This window comes from Sorangium sp. So ce834, from assembly GCF_051521425.1.
Classification (GTDB): domain Bacteria; phylum Myxococcota_A; class Polyangia; order Polyangiales; family Polyangiaceae; genus Sorangium; species Sorangium cellulosum_D.
In genome coordinates this window covers 3,275,437-3,292,175 of sequence record NZ_CP150351.1, presented here as the reverse complement: position 1 = coordinate 3,292,175, position 16,739 = coordinate 3,275,437, and the positions used below count along the sequence as shown (strand labels likewise).

The following is a 16,739-nucleotide window of genomic DNA, read 5'->3' as shown; positions in this document are numbered from 1 at the left end:
CTCGCCTGCTCTGCCGCCCGCTCTCATCGTCCCCGTCGCGCCTGCAGCTTACTTGGCCCCCTCGGGTCTCCCGCGCATAGTCCCGCCGATGTCGACGCGCGGAAGGCTCATGCTCGGCGCATGTCTCTCCTTGTCCGTCCTCGCGGGGTGCGGCGGGCAGCAGGCGGCCGCTCCGGCCGCGACCCCGGCCAAGCAGGCGCAGAGCGCAACCCCGGCCAAGCAGGCGGCGCCCGCCGGGCAGCTCGCCCGCGCCGACGTCGACCGGGTGCTGCAGCAAGGCCCGCCCTGGATCCTGCGGCGCGTCCCGGTCGAGGAGGTCATCCGGGCCGGCGCGTTCATCGGCTGGAAGATCCTCGCGCTGCCGGCCGACTGGAGCGCCATCGAGCTCAAGCCCGGCGACGTCGTGACCCAGGTGAACGGCACGGCGCTCGAGCGCCCGGACGACCTGTTCGCGGCCTATCGCACCCTGGCCAGCGCGAGCGAGCTCAAGATCGCCTACGAGCGCGAGGGCACCGCGCGCGAGTTCGTGGTGCCCATCTTCGGGCCTCCCTCTCCGGAGACCGTCAAGGCCCTCGAGAGCGACAGCCCCCCGCGCCGCCCGGCCACGACCCGGCCCCGGGGAACGACGGTGATCGAGGAGGACGACGGCGCCACGCCGCTCGACGACGGCGCGCCCTGAGCGAGCGCCCGCCGCCGCGCGCCCGCCCACGGGCGTCCGGTGACGCGCTCTCCTGAGCGCCCGGCGCCGCGGCTCCCCCGCGGAAGCGCCGGGCGCGGCGTCTCACATATCGAGGGCCAGCCCCAGGACCCACGTCGAGGTGCCGACGTGCATCTGCGAGCTCGAGCCGAGCCCGTCGAGGTTCGCGTACATCCACTCGCCGAAAAAGTAGGTGTGGTTGATGCCCGTCGTCTCATCGAGCTGCGACGACGCGCGGCGATCCATCCAGTTGAGCGCGAGCATCGCGCCGAGCGCGAGGTGCGTGCCCCAGGTGATGCCCTCGCCGCGGACCCCATCGACCACCGCCGTCCCAGGGCCGGACGACGTGTACCAGAGGCCCATGCCGAGGCCCGCCTTCGCGTAGGGAACGATCGGAATGCCCGTCCGGCGCATCAGCTCGTCGCCGCGAAGCACCGCCGACAGGTGCATCGGCATGACGGTGAACGAGGTCTCCTCCGCCTCGGCCCTCGTGTCGCTGCCCGCCTCGAACGCCTTCGCCGACGCCGACGTGTACCCCCAGCCGAGCCCCGGGCCGATCGCGCCGACGTACGGGATCCGGAGCGGCAGCCAGTCGAGCTCCATCCCGAAATAGAACCGCGCGCCGTCGCCGAAGGTCCCCTCGTAAGGACCCGCGCCGGAGAACTCCTCGTCGACCTCCGGCGAGTACGGGGCGAAGCGGAGCTCGAACGCGAAGCTCTGAGGCGAGGCATAGCGCTCCTCGCTCAGGATCCTCCCCCGATCGTGCTGCCGCCAGTCGCTCCGGCTCGTCTGCGCGCCGGCCGCGGAGACGACGAGGAGCGCCGCGGTGCCGGCGAGGCACGCCGCCGCAAGATGACGGAGATGACGGTTCATTGGCTCTCCTGCGTGATGGAACGCGCGCGAAGCCGGCGGCCCCGGCGCCACAGGCCGAGCGCCGCGCCGGCCACGAGCACGCCGAGCGGCGCCGACACCCACCGGCCGGCCCCGATCGGCCCCCCGACGCTGCAGAACCCCCCGCCGGCCTGCCCGCCGGCGTCCCGGTACTTCTCGAAGAACCCGTCGACGTCGACCGGCGTCGCGCAGGACAGCTCCGACAGCGGGCCGGCGTTGCCCACGAGGTCATAGGCCGCGACGCCGACGACGTACGGCTTGCCGTTGGCGATCGCCTCCCCGTTGTCGAACTTCATCGCCTCGCCACGGTTGGCCTTCCCCACCTTGCCGCACCGCAACGCGCTCTCCGGGACCTCCCCGGGGACCAGGCGCGACGCCTGGCATCCGGAGCTGCCGGCTCCCGTCGCTCCGCCCCCGCTCCCGCCGCCGGCCGCCCCCGCGCCGTCGTCGCCTCCGCCGGCCCCCGCCCCGCCCGCGCCGGACGAGGATTGCCCCCCTCCGTCGCAGTAGAGATAGTACCCCTCCACGTCCTCGTCCTCGTTCTGCTTGAAGTCGACGAGGAGACGACCATCGCCGGGGTGCGCCTCGACCTCCGTCGGCGGCTTCGGCCCCTGGAGATCCATCTTGGTGCTCTCCCACTTCGCGTGATCCGGCCCGTCCTGGTCCAGCGACTCGAGCCGCATGAAGTACATGGTGACCGACACCGCGCCGGTGCTGGACCTCGTGCCCTCGCACCCCTCGGCGCCGAGGGCCGCCGCGATCTCCTTGGCCGACAGCTCGATCTCCATCGTGTCGTCGAGGGGCGACACGGCCTTGATCCGCCGGCATCGCGTGCCCGTGTCGCGGTTCGAGTAGAGCGTGCAGTCCTGCGACTCGCTGACCCAGACCTCGAGCGTCTGACTGGTCGAGAAGCCGGTCAGCGTGACCGTGAAGCGCAGATCGTTGTCCGTCAGGCAGTCCTCGCGGCTGATCCAGAGCGGGTTCTCCGCGTCCGGGCGCCTGTCCCCGGTGCGGTCCACGTCGGTGCTGATGGTCACCGTCGCCTCGGCCCGGCGCGCGGCTCCGGCGAGCGCCGCCGCCGCGAGCGCCGCCGCGCACAGCCGGGGGAGCCGCCGCCCTCGCGGCCAGGGCCGCACGAGAGTCCTTGTCGTGTCCATGGGCGGGTCCTTTCAGCACAGCTCGTACCACGCCGCAAATGCCTCGCACAGCCCTCCGCGCAGCAGGGAAGCAGCAGGGAAGCCGCGCCTCTGCCCGAGTCGGAGCCCCCTCCGAAGCCCGCGTCCGCCGCGCTCGGAAGCACCGGCGGCCCCCTCGGCCGCCCCCGCCGGAGGGCGCCGCGACGCCCACGTCGGCGACGCGCGAAATGACGAGCTGGCCACCGTCGCGGGCCGTTCCTGACAAGTTGGCAGCGGCGCCGCGGCGCGCGGGGGCGAGCGGGCCGCCGCGCCGCGCCGCGACGCCGGGCGCGCCGCGTGGCCTGAAACACGCGCTCTTCGAGAGAGCTCGGCTAGCCTGGGGCGGGTGGACCCGTCCGACGCCGCTCCCGCGCAGCCGAGCGCGAAGGGGCGCGCGGCCGCCCCGGAGCCGCTGCGCTCCGGGCAGCCGAGCGCGCGCCCGGACGGCGCGCCTGCGCCCGGGTCCGCCCCGTCCGTGCGCCCGGCGTCGAGCCGGCCCAGCCGGCTGCCGCCGAGCGGCGCGCCGCCGAGCACGGACACCGCCGTCCTCGGCGTCACGCTCACCCGCGTCGAGCTGCACCGGTCCGCGCTGCTCTTCTGCCTGCTCTTCCTCGCCGCCCTCATCTTCGTGGTCGGCCGCTCGGCGCGCGACGCGCTCTTCCTCACCAGGTTCCCCGTCACCTGGATCGCGCCGATGTGGATCGTGTACGGCGCCGCCTCCGCGGTCGCGGCGCTCGCCTACGACCGCGTCGCCCGCCGCCTGCCGCGCGCCCGCCTGTGCGTCGCCTTCGCCCTGTTCGGCGCGATCACGTTCGCGCTCCTGCGCGTGCTCATCGGCCAGGAGGTGCGCGCCGCGATCCTCGTCTTCTACATCTGGTCCGAGATCATCGCGAACTTCACCGCCGTCCTCGTCTGGGCCGTCGCCCAGGACCTGCACGACGCGCGCAGCGCCAAGCGCCTCTTCGGCCTGATCGGCAGCGGCCGCGTCGTCGGCACCGTCGCCTGCGGCTTCGGGACCGGCCTCGTCGTGACGTGGATCGGCACCGAGAACCTGCTGTTCGTGCTCATCGCCGCCCTGCTCGGCATGGCCTCGCTCACCACGGCGCTCGCGCGGCGGCACCCGCTGGAGCGGCCCCCGTCCGGCGACGACGAGCTCATCCAGGCCCGCCTCCCCCGCATGGAAGTGTGGCGATCGCGCTACGCCCTCACCATCGCGCTCCTGACGCTCCTCCTCTTCACCGTGCTCACGGTCGGCGACTACCAGTTCAAGGCGATCGCCCTCACCGCCTACCCCGACCGCGACGATCTCGCCCGGTTCATGGCGCACCTCTACGGCGCCGTCGGCCTGCTCGGCCTGCTCGTGCAGCTCGGCGCGACGCCGGCGGTCCTCCGCCGTCACGGCGTGCTCGGCGGGCTGCTCGCCATGCCCGCCGCGTTCACCGCCAGCACCGCCGCGCTGGTCGCGATCCCCTCGCTCGCCTTCGCCTCCATCATGAAGCTGAGCGACAACGCGCTCCAGTTCACGATCTACGACGCGACGATGCAGCTGCTCTTCTTCCCGTTCCCGCCGGCGCTCCGGGAGCGGGTGCGGACGCTCGTCTCCGCGATCGCCAAGCCCCTCGGCTACGGCCTCGGCGCGCTGGTCCTGCTCGCCATGGCGCCCACCGCCGCCACCGGCCCCGCGCTCGTCGAGGAGGCCGCGCGCCTCGGCCTCTACTGCCTCCCGCTCTGCGTCGCCACCATCGCCCTCATCCCGCTCGTGCGGCGCGGCTACTTCGACGCCATGCGCAGGACCTTGATGCGCCGCCAGCTCGGGCCGGACAGCGTCGCCTACGGCCCGCAGACGCGCGCGATCCTCAAGGAGGCGCTCTACAGCCGCGCCATGACGCAGGTGCTCTTCGCCGTCGATCAGCTCCGCCAGCTCGACCCCGCCCTCGTGCGCGAGGCCGTGCCCGCGCTCGCGCACCACGGCTCGGCCAGGGTGCGCGCGCTCGCGGTGCGCCTCGCGGCGGAGCTCGATCACGAAGAGGGCGCCGAGATCGCGCGCGCGGCGATCCGCGACCGGAACACCGCGGTCCGCGTCGCCGCGGTCGACGCCCTCGCGGCGCTGCTGCGGGAGGACGCCCACGACGAGCTGCTCGCGCTCGCGCGGGAGAGCGACGCGCCGCGCGGCGCCTCCCCCGGCGCGCCCGGCGACGACGAGCTCCGGGCCGCCGCGATCGCGGCGCTCCTGCGCCACTGCGGCCTCGACGGCATGCTCGAGGGCGCGCCGCGGCTGCGCGCGCTGCTCGAGAGCCCCTCCCCGCGCGACCGCGTCGCCGCCGCCCGCATCCTCGGCATGGTCGGCCACGCGTCGCTCCAGCGCGCGCTCGCGCGGCTCATCGGCGACCCCGACCCCGCGGTGCGCCGCCAGGCCGTGCGCTCCTCGTCGAGCGTCGCCGATCCGCGCCTGCTCCCGCTGCTCGCGGACGCCCTCGCCGAGCGCGCCCTCGCGCCGGCCGCGGCCCGGGCCATCGAGGCGCTCGGCGACGCCGCCATCCCCGAGCTCGCGGCGCGCCTCGACGACGACAGCACCCCGCGCGGCGCGCGGCTCGCGATCCCGCGGGTGCTCGCGCGGCTCTCCAGCCACGGCGCCCTCGACGCGCTGCTCGCCCAGATCGACCACCCGAACGAGGCCCTCCGCCAGAAGGTGCTCGCGTCGGCCTCGCGCCTGCGCCTCGCGCTGCGCGCGCCCCCGGCCCCCCTCCGGCGCATCCGCGCCTGCATCGACGACGAGACGGTCGAGCACGTCCGCACGCGCGAGGCGTACATCGCGGTGCGCCCCCGCGTCGCGGGCCCGCTGCTCGATCAGCACCAGCTCCGCCGGCTGCGCAAGGGGATCATCCGCGTGCTCCGGCTGTGCGAGCTCGCCTACCCGCGCGAGGTCGTCGCCCTGGTGCGCACCCACGTCTTCGGCCCGGATCCGGCGCTGCGGGCCAACGCGTTCGAGGTGCTGGAGTCGCTCCTCGACCGGCCGCTTCGCGAGCGCCTCGTCTCCCTCGTCGAGCGCCTGCTCGCGCTCTCGGCCGAGTTCCCCCGGATGCCGATGCCGCCGGAGGCCGCCGCCGTCGCCTGGATCCGCCGCGAGCTCGTGCGCGGCGAGCCCTACAGCGCCGCGCTCGCGCTCGACGCCGTCGCGCGGCGCGCCATCGCCGGCGCGGCCGCGGACGCGCTCGCCGCGACCTGGGATCCCGACCCGCTCGTCCGCGAGGCCGCCGCCATCGCGATCGCGGTCACGTCGCCGGCCGGCGCCCCCGAGCGCCTCGCCGAGCTGCGGGCCGATGAGGATCCCGCGGTGGCCCGTTACGCACGATACTGGGCGGTCACCGGCGGCACCGGCATCGAGCCCGAGGACGAGATGTACACCACCATCGAGAAGGTCCTGTTCCTCCAGCGTGTCCCGCTGTTCTCGCGCGTGGCCGGCGACGATCTCGTCGCGCTGGCGCGCGGCTCGCTCGTGATCTCGCTGGCCCGGGGCGACGTCATCTTCCGCCAGGGCGAGCCGGGCGGCGCGCTCTACTCGATCATCTCGGGCGAGGTGAGCCTCACCCTGGACGGCCGCGAGATCGCGCGGCTCGGCGCGAACGACGTCTTCGGCGAGATGTCGCTGTTCGACAGCGAGCCGCGGGGCTCGACGGCCGTGGTCACCGAGGACGCGGAGCTGCTCCGGGTCTCCGCCGAGGATTTCCACGAGGCGGTGCGGGAGACGGCCGAGATCGCCGACGCCGTGATCCGGGTGCTGAACCGGCGCCTGCGCGAGGCCGATCGCAAGCTGGCCGACGCGCACGCGCGGCTGTCGCTCCTGCCGAAGCCGCCGCCGCTGCCCTCGCGAGAGCCGCCGCCGTCGGACGAGGAGGCGCCGGCGCTCGACGACAGCGACCTCGATTGAGGCAAGGGCCGCGAGGAGCGACGGCGCGCGGGCCGAGCTCCGGAACGAAGCTTGCAGCGCGCGGTGACTGTTCCGGCGCGCGAGGACGTCTGAAGAGACCCGAGGACGCCCGAGGCCAGCCCGACCTCTTCCTGGCATCCCCCTCGAGAAGGACCCATCATGCACCCGATGCCTCTCCCCCCCGCTCCCCCGAAGCGCCCTGCGCCTGCGGCGTCGGGCATCACCAGGGCCCGGCTCCGCCGGCTCGCAGGCGCGCTGCCGCTGCTCGCCGCGCTCGTCGCCGCGCCGTCGAGCGCCGCCGCCCAGGGCCTGCCGCAGGGCTACACGACCGACGAGCCCCTCGCCGCCGGTGAGACCGCGGCTTCACGGCCCACCGAGACCCAGCCGGTCCAGGCCGAGGTCGGCGTGAGCGCCGAGCTCGCGGTGGACGAGTACGAGGACACCGACCCGAGCGCCGTGATCGAGTTCCAGGAGCCGCTCGCCCCGTACGGCACCTGGATCGACGACGCGAGCTACGGCCGGGTCTGGGTGCCTTCCGCGGTCGTGGTCGGCCCGGGCTTCGCGCCCTACCAGACCGCGGGCCGCTGGGAGCTGACCGACGACGGCGAGTGGCTGTGGGTCAGCGATTACGAGTGGGGTCACATCCCCTTCCACTACGGCCGCTGGGTCTGGATCCCCGTCCACGGCTGGGCGTGGATCCCGGGGCGCACCTACGCCCCGGCGTGGGTGGTCTGGCGCGTCGGCGACGGCGGCTACATCGGCTGGGCTCCGATGCCGCCCACCTATTACTGGAGCAGCGGCGTCGCGGTGTCGCTGTGGACGGTGCCGCCGGCGGCGTACGTCTTCTGCCCGACGACCTACGTGTTCCACCACCACGTGCACCGGCACGTCGTCCGGGATCGCGAGGTCGTCCGGCGCATCGCCGCGCATTCGCACCCCTACAGGCCGGCGCGGCCGACCGTGAGCAGGACCGGGCGCGACGACGTCCGCCCGGACGGCAGGCGGGGGCCCTCCAGCCCGTCCCACGGCATCCGTCCTGGCAGCTACCGCCCCGCATCGCCCTCGCTCGCCGAGGCCCGTGTCCCCTCGTCGGCTGCGCCGAAGGCCCGCGGCAAGGCGGATCCCCGCGCCCTCGCCTATGCGCGCAAGAGCACGACGCCGAGCGCGCGCCTCGCGCCCCCGTCGTCGCGCCGTTTCTCGGCGCCCCCGGCGCCGTCGGGCGATCGGCGGGCGTCGCCGTCGCTGCGCACCCCGAGGTCGCACGACGGCGACGCGCCGGCCTCCGTCGCCAGGCCCGGCCTTCCGGGGCGGGGCTTCTCCGGCGCGGGCCCCCTGCCCCGCGCCGGCGCGCCGCACCGCGCCTCGAGGGCGACCGTCGCGCCCCCGTCGGAAGCGCCCGCCCCGACGCCGCGCGCGCTCCCGGCGCCGCGCGTCGCCCCCTCGCCGCGCACCGTCACCGCGCCGCCCGCGCCGCGCGTCGACGCCACGCCGTCCGCGCCGCGCGCCGTCCCGCAGCGGTCGGCGCCGGCGCCGACGCCGGCGCCGCAGCTGAGCGCGCCGGTCGCGAGGCCGCACGCCCTCCCGAGCGCGCCGCCGGCCCCGCGGCCCAGGATCCACCTCCCGTCGGGCTCGGCTCCGGGGCGGGCAGCGCCGGCGCCGCCGGCGCGTCCGCGGTCGAGATAGCGATTGGTCCACGTCTTGCGACGTCCACGGGCAGGAGCAGATGCGATGACGTTTTCCGCTGACTTCGTGAAGCTTCGTTCACTGGGACTGTGGTCGTTCCTTCTCGTCGCCGTGCCCCTGGCTTCGTCCGGCTGCATCATCGTCGACGAGGACGGCCACCACCGGGGCCACCAGCACGGCGATGGGGACGGCTGGGAGGACGACCACGACAACCAGCCTCCCCCGCCCGCGGACGAGCCGAGGCTCGTCGCCATCGACACGGACGCCGCCCTGAGCAGCGAGCCGGGCGAGGGGGTCGGCATCTTCGTCGAGTACGCGGCCGGCGGGACGTGGCGGCTCTGGACGACCTGCGACACGAACCGCTCCAAGGTCGTCTGCAGCTTCGATCTCTACGCCTCGGTGGACACGTCGTCCGAGCTGTTCGACATCGTGGGGACCGACCTCGAGAAGACGGACGCGACGCGCCTCGCCGACGACGGCATCGCGTACCTCCACGCCGAGACCGGCTCGGACATCGACGCGATGACGTTCACCACGACCGAGGGCGCCATCGTCCGGCTGGAGGCGTACCTCGACGGCGCCCAGGAACCTCGCTACGTCTACTGGTTCGGCGACGGCGTCCTGCACGAGGGCGCGCCGACGAACCCGATCGATTTCCAGCCGACCTCGCCCTGAGGGCGCGGGCGCCGACCTCGCCCCGCAGAGCGCGCGGGGACGGCGCCGCTCCTCCCGCTGCCCGCGCGGCGGGAGGAGCGCGGGCAGCGGGGACGCGGGCCGCTCAGGGCGCCTTCTTCGGCTGGATCGGCTGCCCCTCGACGTCCCACGCCTCCGGCTCGCCGAGGCCGATCGTCTGGAGCTGCGGCAAGATCTCCTGCCGCGGGCCCACGAGCACGAGGGTCGCCCCCTTCGGATCCACCGCCCTCGCCAGCTCCGCGAGGCCGGCGAGCGTCGCCTGCTGCCGCGCCTGGCTCGCGGCGCCGTCGAACGTCTCCGGCAGCGAGAGCCGCGCCAGCGTCCCGAGGCGCAGCGCGGTGCGGTTCACCGTCTCGTAGGCGGAGACCAGGTCCGCGCGGTCCTGCGCCTGCACCTTCGCCAGCTCGTCCCGGGTCAGCCCGGAGTCTGCCATCTTGGCAAGCTCGGCGAGCATCTCCTTCAGGGCGGGTCCGGTCGCCTCGGTGACCACGGACGCCCGCGCGACGAAGACGCCCGGCCGCTTCGTCTCGCTGAACGCCGACGCGGCCCCGTAGGACCAGCCGTGATCCTCGCGCAGGTTCTGGTTCAGGCGCGACGTGAACGAGCCGCCGAGCGCGGTGTTGATCAGCTGGAGCAGCGGCCGCCGCGGATCGCTCGCGGTGACCCCCTCCCGCACGACCGCGATCACCGACTGCGGCGCCCCCGGGCGGTCGACGAGCAAGAGGCGCGGCGGCTTCCAGGCCGGGGCCGCGGCGGGCGCGGCGGGCGCGCCCTTGTCGGCCGGCGCGGCGCCGGCGGGCGCGCCCTTGCCGGACCAGGCCCCGAGGTCCCGCGCGATCGCCTGCATCACCTCGTCCCGGGTGATGTCGCCGACCACGGAGATCACCGCGCGATCGGGGCGCCACGCCGCCTTGTAGAACGCCTTGACGGCCGGGAGCCCGATCGATTTGGCGTCCGCGAGCAGGCCCTCGACGGGGTGCCCGTACGGCGTGCCCGGCCCGTAGAGCGCGGCCGTCGAGACCAGCGCCGAGACCCGCGTCGGGTCGTCGCCGCGCTTCCGGAGGTCGTTCTGCCAGAGCTCGCTGACGCGCTTCCACTCCTTCGCCTCGAAGCGCGGGCGCGCGACGACGTCGGCGAGGAGCGAGAACGCCTTGTCGAAGTTCTTCTTCAGCACGGAGAGGGCCGCGACGCTCCCGTCGGCGCGCGCCCCGACCGAGAGCGTCGCGCCGAGATCGTTGATCGCGCTGGACAGCTCCACCGCGCTGCGCTGCCCCGCGCCCTCGTCGAGCATGTCGGCCGTGATGTGGGCGAGGCCCGCGGCGCCCTTCGGGTCGTCCGCCGACCCCGACGCGACGGAGATGGACACCGCCACGATCGGCAGCGCGTGGCGCTCGAGGAGCCACACCTTGATGCCGTTCGGGCCGTCGAGCACCACGGGCGCGGGCGGCGTGAACGGCTCCGGCTTGGGCAGCTCCGGCTTGGGCCCGAGCGGGTCCGCGGGCTGGGCGGCCGCGGCCGGGGGCGCCTTCTGCGGCGCCTCCGCCCGGGCCGGGGACTGCGCCGGCGCCTTCGGCTCGCAGCCGACGGCCGCGGCGAGCAGCGCGATCAGCGCGCCTGCGTTCCTCGCTCTCATTTCGTCACCGCCTTCTTCGCCTCGTCGCTGCCCTTCTTCGCCTCGTCGCTGCCCTTCGGCACGACCCTCACGATCACCCGCGCGTTCGGGTCCAGCGTGCTCTTCGCGGTCGCCTGCAGCGACGCCGCGGTCGCGTCGCGGTAGCGCTTCAGATCTTGCTCCACGAACCCGGGCTGGCCCGTCCACGTCTCGTACCGGTTGAGCATCGAGGCCCGGCCGGCGACCGACTCGAGCGCCGTCACGAAGGCGGTCTCGTACTGGTTCTTGGCCCGATCGAGCTCCTCGCGGCTCAGGTGTTCGTCGCGCACGCGGGCGAGCTCGGCGTCGATGGCGGCCTCGAGCTTGTCGAGCGGCACGCCCGGCCGCGCGATCGCCTCGACGGTGAACGTCGAGCCGAGATCGCCGGAGCTCTGCTGGGCGCTCACCTCCTGGGCGAGCGCCTTGTCGTAGACGAGGGCCTTGTAGAGGCGGCTCGCCTTTCCCTGCTCGAGCGCGGTGGCGAGCAGATCGAGCTCGGCGTCGCCCGGCGCGAAGCGCGCGGGGCTGTGCCAGGCCATGACCACCTTGGGGAGGTTCACGTTGTCCTCGATCGTCTGGCGCACGACGCCGCTCAGCTTCACCGGCGGCGGCGCGGCCACCGTGGGGACCGGCCGCCCCGGGATGCCGCCGAAGTACCGCTCGATGGTGTCGCGCGCCTTCTGCGGATCGAAGTCGCCGGCCACGACCAGCGAGACGTTGTTCGGCACGTACCACCGCCGGAAGAACGCGGTCACGTCGTCGACCGTCGCGGCCTGGAGGTCCTCGTGCGAGCCGATCACCGGGTGATGGTAGGGGTGCCCTTTCGGGTACATCAGCGAGGGCAGGAGGAGCTCGACCTTGCCGTAGGGCTCGTTCTCGCTGGTCTGGCGGCGCTCGTTCCTCACCACGTCGCGCTGCGTGTTGAGCTTGGCGATGTCCATGCTGTCGGCGAGCGACGCGAACCGGTCGGCCTCGAGCCACAGCAGGAGCGGCAGCGCGTGGGCCGGCGCGACCTCGTGGTAGTCGGTGCGGTCCTCGCTGGTCCACGCGTTGTTCCAGCCGCCTTCGGCCTCCATCCACGCGTCGAACTGCTTCGTGGGGACGCGGCGGGTGCCCATGAACATGAGGTGCTCGAACAGGTGCGCGAAGCCGGTGCGCCCCGGCTCCTCGAACCGCGAGCCGACCTTGACCATGAGGTTCAGGGCGACCATCGGCAGCGCGTGGTCCTCGTGCAGGATCACGGTGAGGCCGTTCTTGAGGGCGTACTTGGTGAAGGGGACGTCGAGCTTCGGCGCGGGAGAGGCGGCGGGCGGCGCTCCCGGCGCGGGCTTCGGAGCGGCGGCCTCGGGCGGCGCGGCCGGGGCGGCCTTCGGCCCGGAGAGAGAGAAGGCGGCGGCCACGGCGGCCAGGATCGGCCCCGTGGAGCGCGGGAGCGGCGGGTGACGCGCGCGGGTCTGCATGGGCCCGAGGGTTGCGCCGGTCCCAGGCGGGACGCAAGCGGCCGGGAGCACCGAGGGCGAGATGCGGCCGGCGAGGGTGCCGTTGTCAAGTTGTCACGGACAACGGACGCACGGCGGAAGCGGAAGGAAAGCGCGGCGCGGGCGCGGGACAGCCGGGCTCACGAAGGCGGAGCGCCGGCCGGGCTCGCGGGCGCTGCGGGCGGAGGCGCCGCCCCCTGCCGGTCCTCGATCGGACTGCTCTCCGCGGCCTTGCGGGCCCTCTCGTCTCATTTCCGGATCGTCCGCGCCTCCTGCCCGGAATCCACAACGAGAGCACCTCGGGCGGCACAGGGCCGGTCGAGGGTCGAGGTGGAGCGCTGGGGCAGTCGGGCGCAGCGGCCTCTCTCGCTGCGTGCGCCCACGTGGAGATCGGTGGAATGGGTCAGTACGACATCGCCTTGCGGCACATCGCGCTGCGCTGCGGCGACGAGCTCGCTCGGGGTCTGACGCTCGCATTTGCGGTCGACTCGGTCTCGTGGGTCGAGACGCAGCTGACCGCGCTGGAGCGCAGGATCGACCGGGTCCTCGAGCTCCGCGGCGGCGGTGAGCGGCGCCTGGTGCAGCTGGAGTTCATTGTCGCGCCGGGCAATGACCTCGCGCTCCGCATGTTCGAGTACGCGGTCCTGCTCGTGCTCTCGCTCCGGGCCGCGGTCGACCCGGGCCGGGGCGACGGCGCCATTCCCCCGGTGGAGAGCGTGGCCGTCCTCCTCAGCGGGCGCGCGGCTCCGTGGCCGCTCGAGGGGCAGTTCCGCACGAACTGGCCCGAGAGCGAGCGCTTCTGCGGACAGCGCTTCCGCATCGAGGCTGTCTACCAGCGCAAGGTGGCCGAGCTGATGGCGCGACCGGGCGTGTTCTGGCTGGTCTTCACGCCCCTCGCCGTCGACGCCACGGAGGGCTCGATCCGGCAGGTGGTCGAGGAGATCCGCCGCCGCGAGCCTCGCGACGAGCAGCGCGCGGAGCTGTATGCCGTGATGCAGGTGTTGGCGGAGCTGGCCCCCTGGGGGCACACTTGGCACAAGGAGATCAGGATGCGAGTACAGGAGCTGGATCAGCAATCGATCCTGGCGAGCGAAACCCTGCGGGAGGTGTTCGAGCAGGGTATCGAAAAGGGCGTGGAGCAGGGTATCGAGAAGGGACGCAAGCAGGGTATCGAGGAGATGCTGCGGGGCGTGCTCGCGCGCCGGCTGCGCCGCGAGCTGAGCGCCGTGGAGCAAGCCGCCGTGGCCAACAGGGCGAGCACGCTGGGCGATCCCCAGGCGGCTGCCGCCGTGTTCGAGCTGGACACCGAGGCCCTGCTGGCCTGGTTGCTCGGCCCCGACGCGGAGTGAGCGCGCGCCTCCGCGACCGGCGGCGTCGAGCAGGAGGGCTTCCCTCCCGAACGACCGGTGCTCGATGCGCGGCCGACGACGCGCGGCGCCCCGTCTGGGCGGGCGGAACTACTCCCGCGGCACCCAGCGCGACAGGACGACCCCCGGGATCGACGCGGCGAAGGCGATCGCGAAGAACGCCGTGAACCCCACGCTGGCGGCGAGGTAGCCGCTCACGCTGCCGGCGAACGTCGCCGAGACCGACATCAGCGCCGACCCGATCGCGAAGTGCGACGACTTGTACCCGTCCACGCAGCGCCGCATCAGGAACACCACGAGCACCGCCGTGCCGATCCCGGCGGCGAGCTGCTCGAGCGTGACGAGCGCGACGATCCACGGGAGCGCCGGCCTGAGCCACGCGAGCGCCACGTAGAGCAGGATCGCCAGGCTCTGCAGGAGCGCGATGGGGAAGATCGTGCGCGCGAGCCCCCACCGCTTGATGAGCACACCGCCGAGGGTCGAGCCGGCGATCGAGGCGACCGTGCCGACGCCGGCCACGTTGCCGCGCGCCGCCGTGTCGAGGCCGAGGTCCTTCAGCAGCGGCGACGACATCGCGAACATGAGCGCGTCCCCCGCCCGGTAGCAGAGGATGAACGCGAGGCTCGACGCGATCCGGGGCTGGCGCAGGAACGCACGGAACGGCTCGACGTACCGCCGCAGCCCGGCGGCTCCCGGCGCCGCCACCCCGGGCGCGGCCGCAGCTCCGGACGCCGCGGCAGCTCCGGACGCCGCCGGAGCGCCCGCCGCCGGGGCGCCGGGCGCGGGCGCTACCGCGGGGCGTGGCAATCCCACGGCGTGCGCGCCCGCGAGCAGCGCGAGCGCGGCCGCCGCGACGGCGAACGACGCGCCGAAGGACGCCCAGCCCGCGAACGCGACAAGGAGCGCGCCCGCGAGCAGCGCCAGCCGGTACGCCCCGACCCGCAGCCCCGAGAACGCCGCCTGCGCGTCCTTGTCGAGCGCCTGCAGGTAGAAGCCGTCGACCGCGATGTCGTGCGTCGCCGCCGCGACGGCGACCAGCCCGAACAGCGCCGCGACGAGCCCGAGCGCGCCGCTGTCCGCCGTCGCCGCGAGGCCGAGGAGGATCACCGCGAGCGCGATCTCGGCCCCCACGAGCCAGCGCCGCGCGCTGCCGTGGAGATCGACCAGCGGGCTCCAGAGGAACTTGAGGTTCCACGGGAGCCCGTAGAGCGACACGAGGCCGATGATCTGGAGGCTCGCCCCCGCCGCCGTGAAGAACTCCCCCGCCACCTTGTGCGCGATCGCGTAGGGCAAGCCCTCGGCGAAGTAGGTCGACGAGATCCACAGCCCCCGGCTCGCCGCCCGCTCCGCCGCCGCGCCGGACACCGCCGCCGCGCCGGACACCGCCGCCGCGCCGGGCGCCGCCGCCGCGCCGGACGCTCCCGCGGGGGCGCCGCGCCTCGCGGCCTCCGCGCCCTGATCGGACAGCGCGGTGCGCGCCGGGGCAGCGGGCTCGACGGACTTGTGGGATGTGACGGCAGCCTCCACGCCTACCCTTACACGAAGCGCCCCGGGGCGGAGCAAGTTCCAGGGCGCTCGGGGGCGCAGACCACCGCGCAGCACCGTGCGCGCCGCGCGGAACCGCGCCGACGCCGACGCGAGGGAAGCAGCGGACTCCATTGCGAGCGACGCTGTGGTATCGGTCCGGCATCTGGTTTAACGGTGAACTGCATGCGACGGGCTCGCGCTCCCTCGGTGTCCCCCTGCCGTAACGGCCGCGACGCCGATCGTGGCGCCGCGTGCCCGGACGGCCGCGCGGCCGCCCCGGCGCGCGCGGCCCTCGCGCCGACCTGCCCATCTCCGGTACTTCCGAGGGAGCGAGCGTGAACGAGTACACCCGGCGCGAGGAGGTCCGCGCCACCTTCATCGCCTCGGCCATCCTCGTGCTGTGCATCGCCGTGGCGGTCCTCCGCCTCGTGACCGTGGAGGGCAGGCTCGTCCCCGACCCGGCCGCGCGGCGGCAGGCCGAGGAGTCCGAGGCCCGCATCGCGCCCGCGCGCGCGTGCGCCCTCGCCGGCGAGAAGCTCATCGTCGAGATCGACCTCTTCAAGAAGGCCGCGAAATCCGCGCGCATGCCCGCCCCGGGCGAGGAGCCCCCGGCGCCGCCGCCGGTCACGAAGACGCGCGCGCAGCGCAATACGCCGCCGCCGAAGCCCAAGGAGCCGGACAAGCAGGGCGCCTGGGCCTCCGCCCAGCCGCTCTACAAGCAGGTCAAGACCCTCGCCGGCTGCCGCGAGGCGACCGAGGCGCTCCTCGGGGCGCGCGTGAGCGCGATCCCCGCCTGGGACGCCATCGTCAAGGCGGCCGCGATCACGCCGCCCGGCACCGCCGAGGCCGAGCAGTTCGAGGCGGCGAAGCAGCTGCTCTCGCTCCTCGCCGACATCCCCGCCGACAAGGTCGCCCAGGCCACGAAGGACGCCGAGGCCGCCTACAAGGCGAACGCCGAGCGCGACCGGGAGCGCGCGCTCACCGCGATGGTCCGCGAGCCGCTCCCCCAGGGCGTCTTCTCCCGGCGCGTGGCGGTGAGCGTCGGCGTGGGGCTGACCGTCTGCGCCCTGCTCATCAGCTACCTGGGCGTGCGCGCCGCCTCGATGCGCCGCCTCGCGACGCTGCTGCCGCTGCGCGACGCCGTGCGCAGCGGGCGCCCGGGCATGCAGGCCGTGGAGATCCTGAAGACCGCGGCCGCGCACAACAGCGGCGAGCCCGGCATCGTCATCGGCGCGGCCATCGGCGGGCTCTCCGCCGCGCTCCTCGCGCCGAAGGACGCCGACCTCTTCGTCGCGGGCGTCATGACCGGCCTCCTCATCGGCCTCGGCGGGCAGTGGGCCTTCCGCCTCGCCATCGGGGCGAGCCGCTGGCGCGCCCGCGCCACCGAGCTCGCCGAGGTCGAGAAGCCCGCCATCCCGATCGTGCTCGTCCTGAGCGGCGTGAAGCCCGGCCTCGAGCCGGAGTTCATCCAGTTCCTCCGCTCGCTGCCCCCCGCCGACGCCGCCGCGGCGGTCGAGAAGCTCGCCTCGCAAGCCGAGGAGCGCATCCTCGCCGCCGCCGACGCCGGCGCGGCCTTCCCCCAGGGGAAGCCGCCGCCGGGGTGACGCTCGCCCGGGCAGGGCGCCCCGCCCGCCGCCCGCGCCGCCGCC

At 74.6% G+C, this 16,739-nt stretch carries 11 protein-coding genes; 6 read left to right on the top strand and 5 right to left on the bottom strand.

What is annotated here, in order from left to right; translation table 11 throughout:
• Window positions 1-109 precede the first annotated feature (109 nt).
• Complete coding sequence (locus WMF20_RS11895; RefSeq protein WP_437613326.1) at window positions 110-679, top strand: serine protease; 570 nt, start codon at window positions 110-112, stop codon at window positions 677-679.
• A gap of 102 nt (window positions 680-781) precedes the next feature.
• On the opposite strand, the gene WMF20_RS11890 is transcribed toward WMF20_RS11895, so the two are convergent.
• Window positions 782-1,570 (bottom strand): MXAN_2562 family outer membrane beta-barrel protein, encoded by a 789-nt coding sequence (locus WMF20_RS11890; protein ID WP_129574460.1) that lies wholly within the window; start codon window positions 1,568-1,570, stop codon window positions 782-784.
• Window positions 1,567-2,745 carry a hypothetical protein gene (locus tag WMF20_RS11885; RefSeq protein ID WP_437613323.1) on the bottom strand — a complete coding sequence of 393 codons (1,179 nt, stop codon included), beginning with the start codon at window positions 2,743-2,745 and terminating at the stop codon, window positions 1,567-1,569. The genes WMF20_RS11890 and WMF20_RS11885 overlap by 4 nt, the downstream gene beginning before the upstream one ends.
• A 364-nt stretch (window positions 2,746-3,109) precedes the next feature.
• On the opposite strand from WMF20_RS11885, the gene WMF20_RS11880 reads away from it, so the two are divergent.
• From WMF20_RS11880 to WMF20_RS11870, 3 genes are all read left to right on the top strand, one after another.
• The gene (locus WMF20_RS11880; protein WP_437613321.1) at window positions 3,110-6,691 is read left to right on the top strand and encodes a HEAT repeat domain-containing protein; all 3,582 of its coding nucleotides are present in this window, start codon (window positions 3,110-3,112) and stop codon (window positions 6,689-6,691) included.
• A 159-nt stretch (window positions 6,692-6,850) separates the two neighbouring features.
• On the top strand, window positions 6,851-8,374 hold the full coding sequence (locus tag WMF20_RS11875; RefSeq protein WP_437613319.1) for a DUF6600 domain-containing protein: 1,524 nt from the start codon (window positions 6,851-6,853) through the stop codon (window positions 8,372-8,374).
• Between the two features lie 45 nt (window positions 8,375-8,419).
• Complete coding sequence (locus WMF20_RS11870) at window positions 8,420-9,049, top strand: hypothetical protein (protein WP_437613316.1); 630 nt, start codon at window positions 8,420-8,422, stop codon at window positions 9,047-9,049.
• A 103-nt stretch (window positions 9,050-9,152) separates the two neighbouring features.
• On the opposite strand, the gene WMF20_RS11865 is transcribed toward WMF20_RS11870, so the two are convergent.
• Complete coding sequence (locus WMF20_RS11865) at window positions 9,153-10,700, bottom strand: M16 family metallopeptidase (protein WP_437613314.1); 1,548 nt, start codon at window positions 10,698-10,700, stop codon at window positions 9,153-9,155.
• The gene (locus WMF20_RS11860) at window positions 10,697-12,178 is read right to left on the bottom strand and encodes a M16 family metallopeptidase (protein WP_437613312.1); all 1,482 of its coding nucleotides are present in this window, start codon (window positions 12,176-12,178) and stop codon (window positions 10,697-10,699) included. The genes WMF20_RS11865 and WMF20_RS11860 overlap by 4 nt, the downstream gene beginning before the upstream one ends.
• 416 nt (window positions 12,179-12,594) lie before the next feature.
• On the opposite strand from WMF20_RS11860, the gene WMF20_RS11855 reads away from it, so the two are divergent.
• Window positions 12,595-13,545, top strand: a complete 951-nt coding sequence (locus tag WMF20_RS11855; protein ID WP_437613310.1) for a hypothetical protein — start codon at window positions 12,595-12,597, stop codon at window positions 13,543-13,545.
• Between the two features lie 108 nt (window positions 13,546-13,653).
• Here WMF20_RS11855 and WMF20_RS11850 read toward each other — a convergent pair whose 3' ends face one another.
• Window positions 13,654-15,090, bottom strand: coding sequence for an MFS transporter (locus tag WMF20_RS11850; protein ID WP_437613308.1), 1,437 nt, complete (start codon window positions 15,088-15,090; stop codon window positions 13,654-13,656).
• 335 nt (window positions 15,091-15,425) lie between these two features.
• Between WMF20_RS11850 and WMF20_RS11845 the strand changes: the two genes are divergently transcribed.
• Window positions 15,426-16,694 (top strand): hypothetical protein, encoded by a 1,269-nt coding sequence (locus WMF20_RS11845; RefSeq protein WP_437613306.1) that lies wholly within the window; start codon window positions 15,426-15,428, stop codon window positions 16,692-16,694.
• Window positions 16,695-16,739 lie beyond the last annotated feature (45 nt).

Coding starts and splice junctions, on each gene's coding strand:
- WMF20_RS11855 (WP_437613310.1), top strand. CDS start 12,595: ATGGGTCAGTACGACATCGCCTTGCGGCACATCGCGCTGCGCTGCGGC.
- WMF20_RS11875 (WP_437613319.1), top strand. CDS start 6,851: ATGCACCCGATGCCTCTCCCCCCCGCTCCCCCGAAGCGCCCTGCGCCT.
- WMF20_RS11860 (WP_437613312.1), bottom strand. CDS start 12,178: ATGCAGACCCGCGCGCGTCACCCGCCGCTCCCGCGCTCCACGGGGCCG.
- WMF20_RS11870 (WP_437613316.1), top strand. CDS start 8,420: ATGACGTTTTCCGCTGACTTCGTGAAGCTTCGTTCACTGGGACTGTGG.
- WMF20_RS11890 (WP_129574460.1), bottom strand. CDS start 1,570: ATGAACCGTCATCTCCGTCATCTTGCGGCGGCGTGCCTCGCCGGCACC.
- WMF20_RS11885 (WP_437613323.1), bottom strand. CDS start 2,745: ATGGACACGACAAGGACTCTCGTGCGGCCCTGGCCGCGAGGGCGGCGG.
- WMF20_RS11895 (WP_437613326.1), top strand. CDS start 110: ATGCTCGGCGCATGTCTCTCCTTGTCCGTCCTCGCGGGGTGCGGCGGG.
- WMF20_RS11865 (WP_437613314.1), bottom strand. CDS start 10,700: ATGAGAGCGAGGAACGCAGGCGCGCTGATCGCGCTGCTCGCCGCGGCC.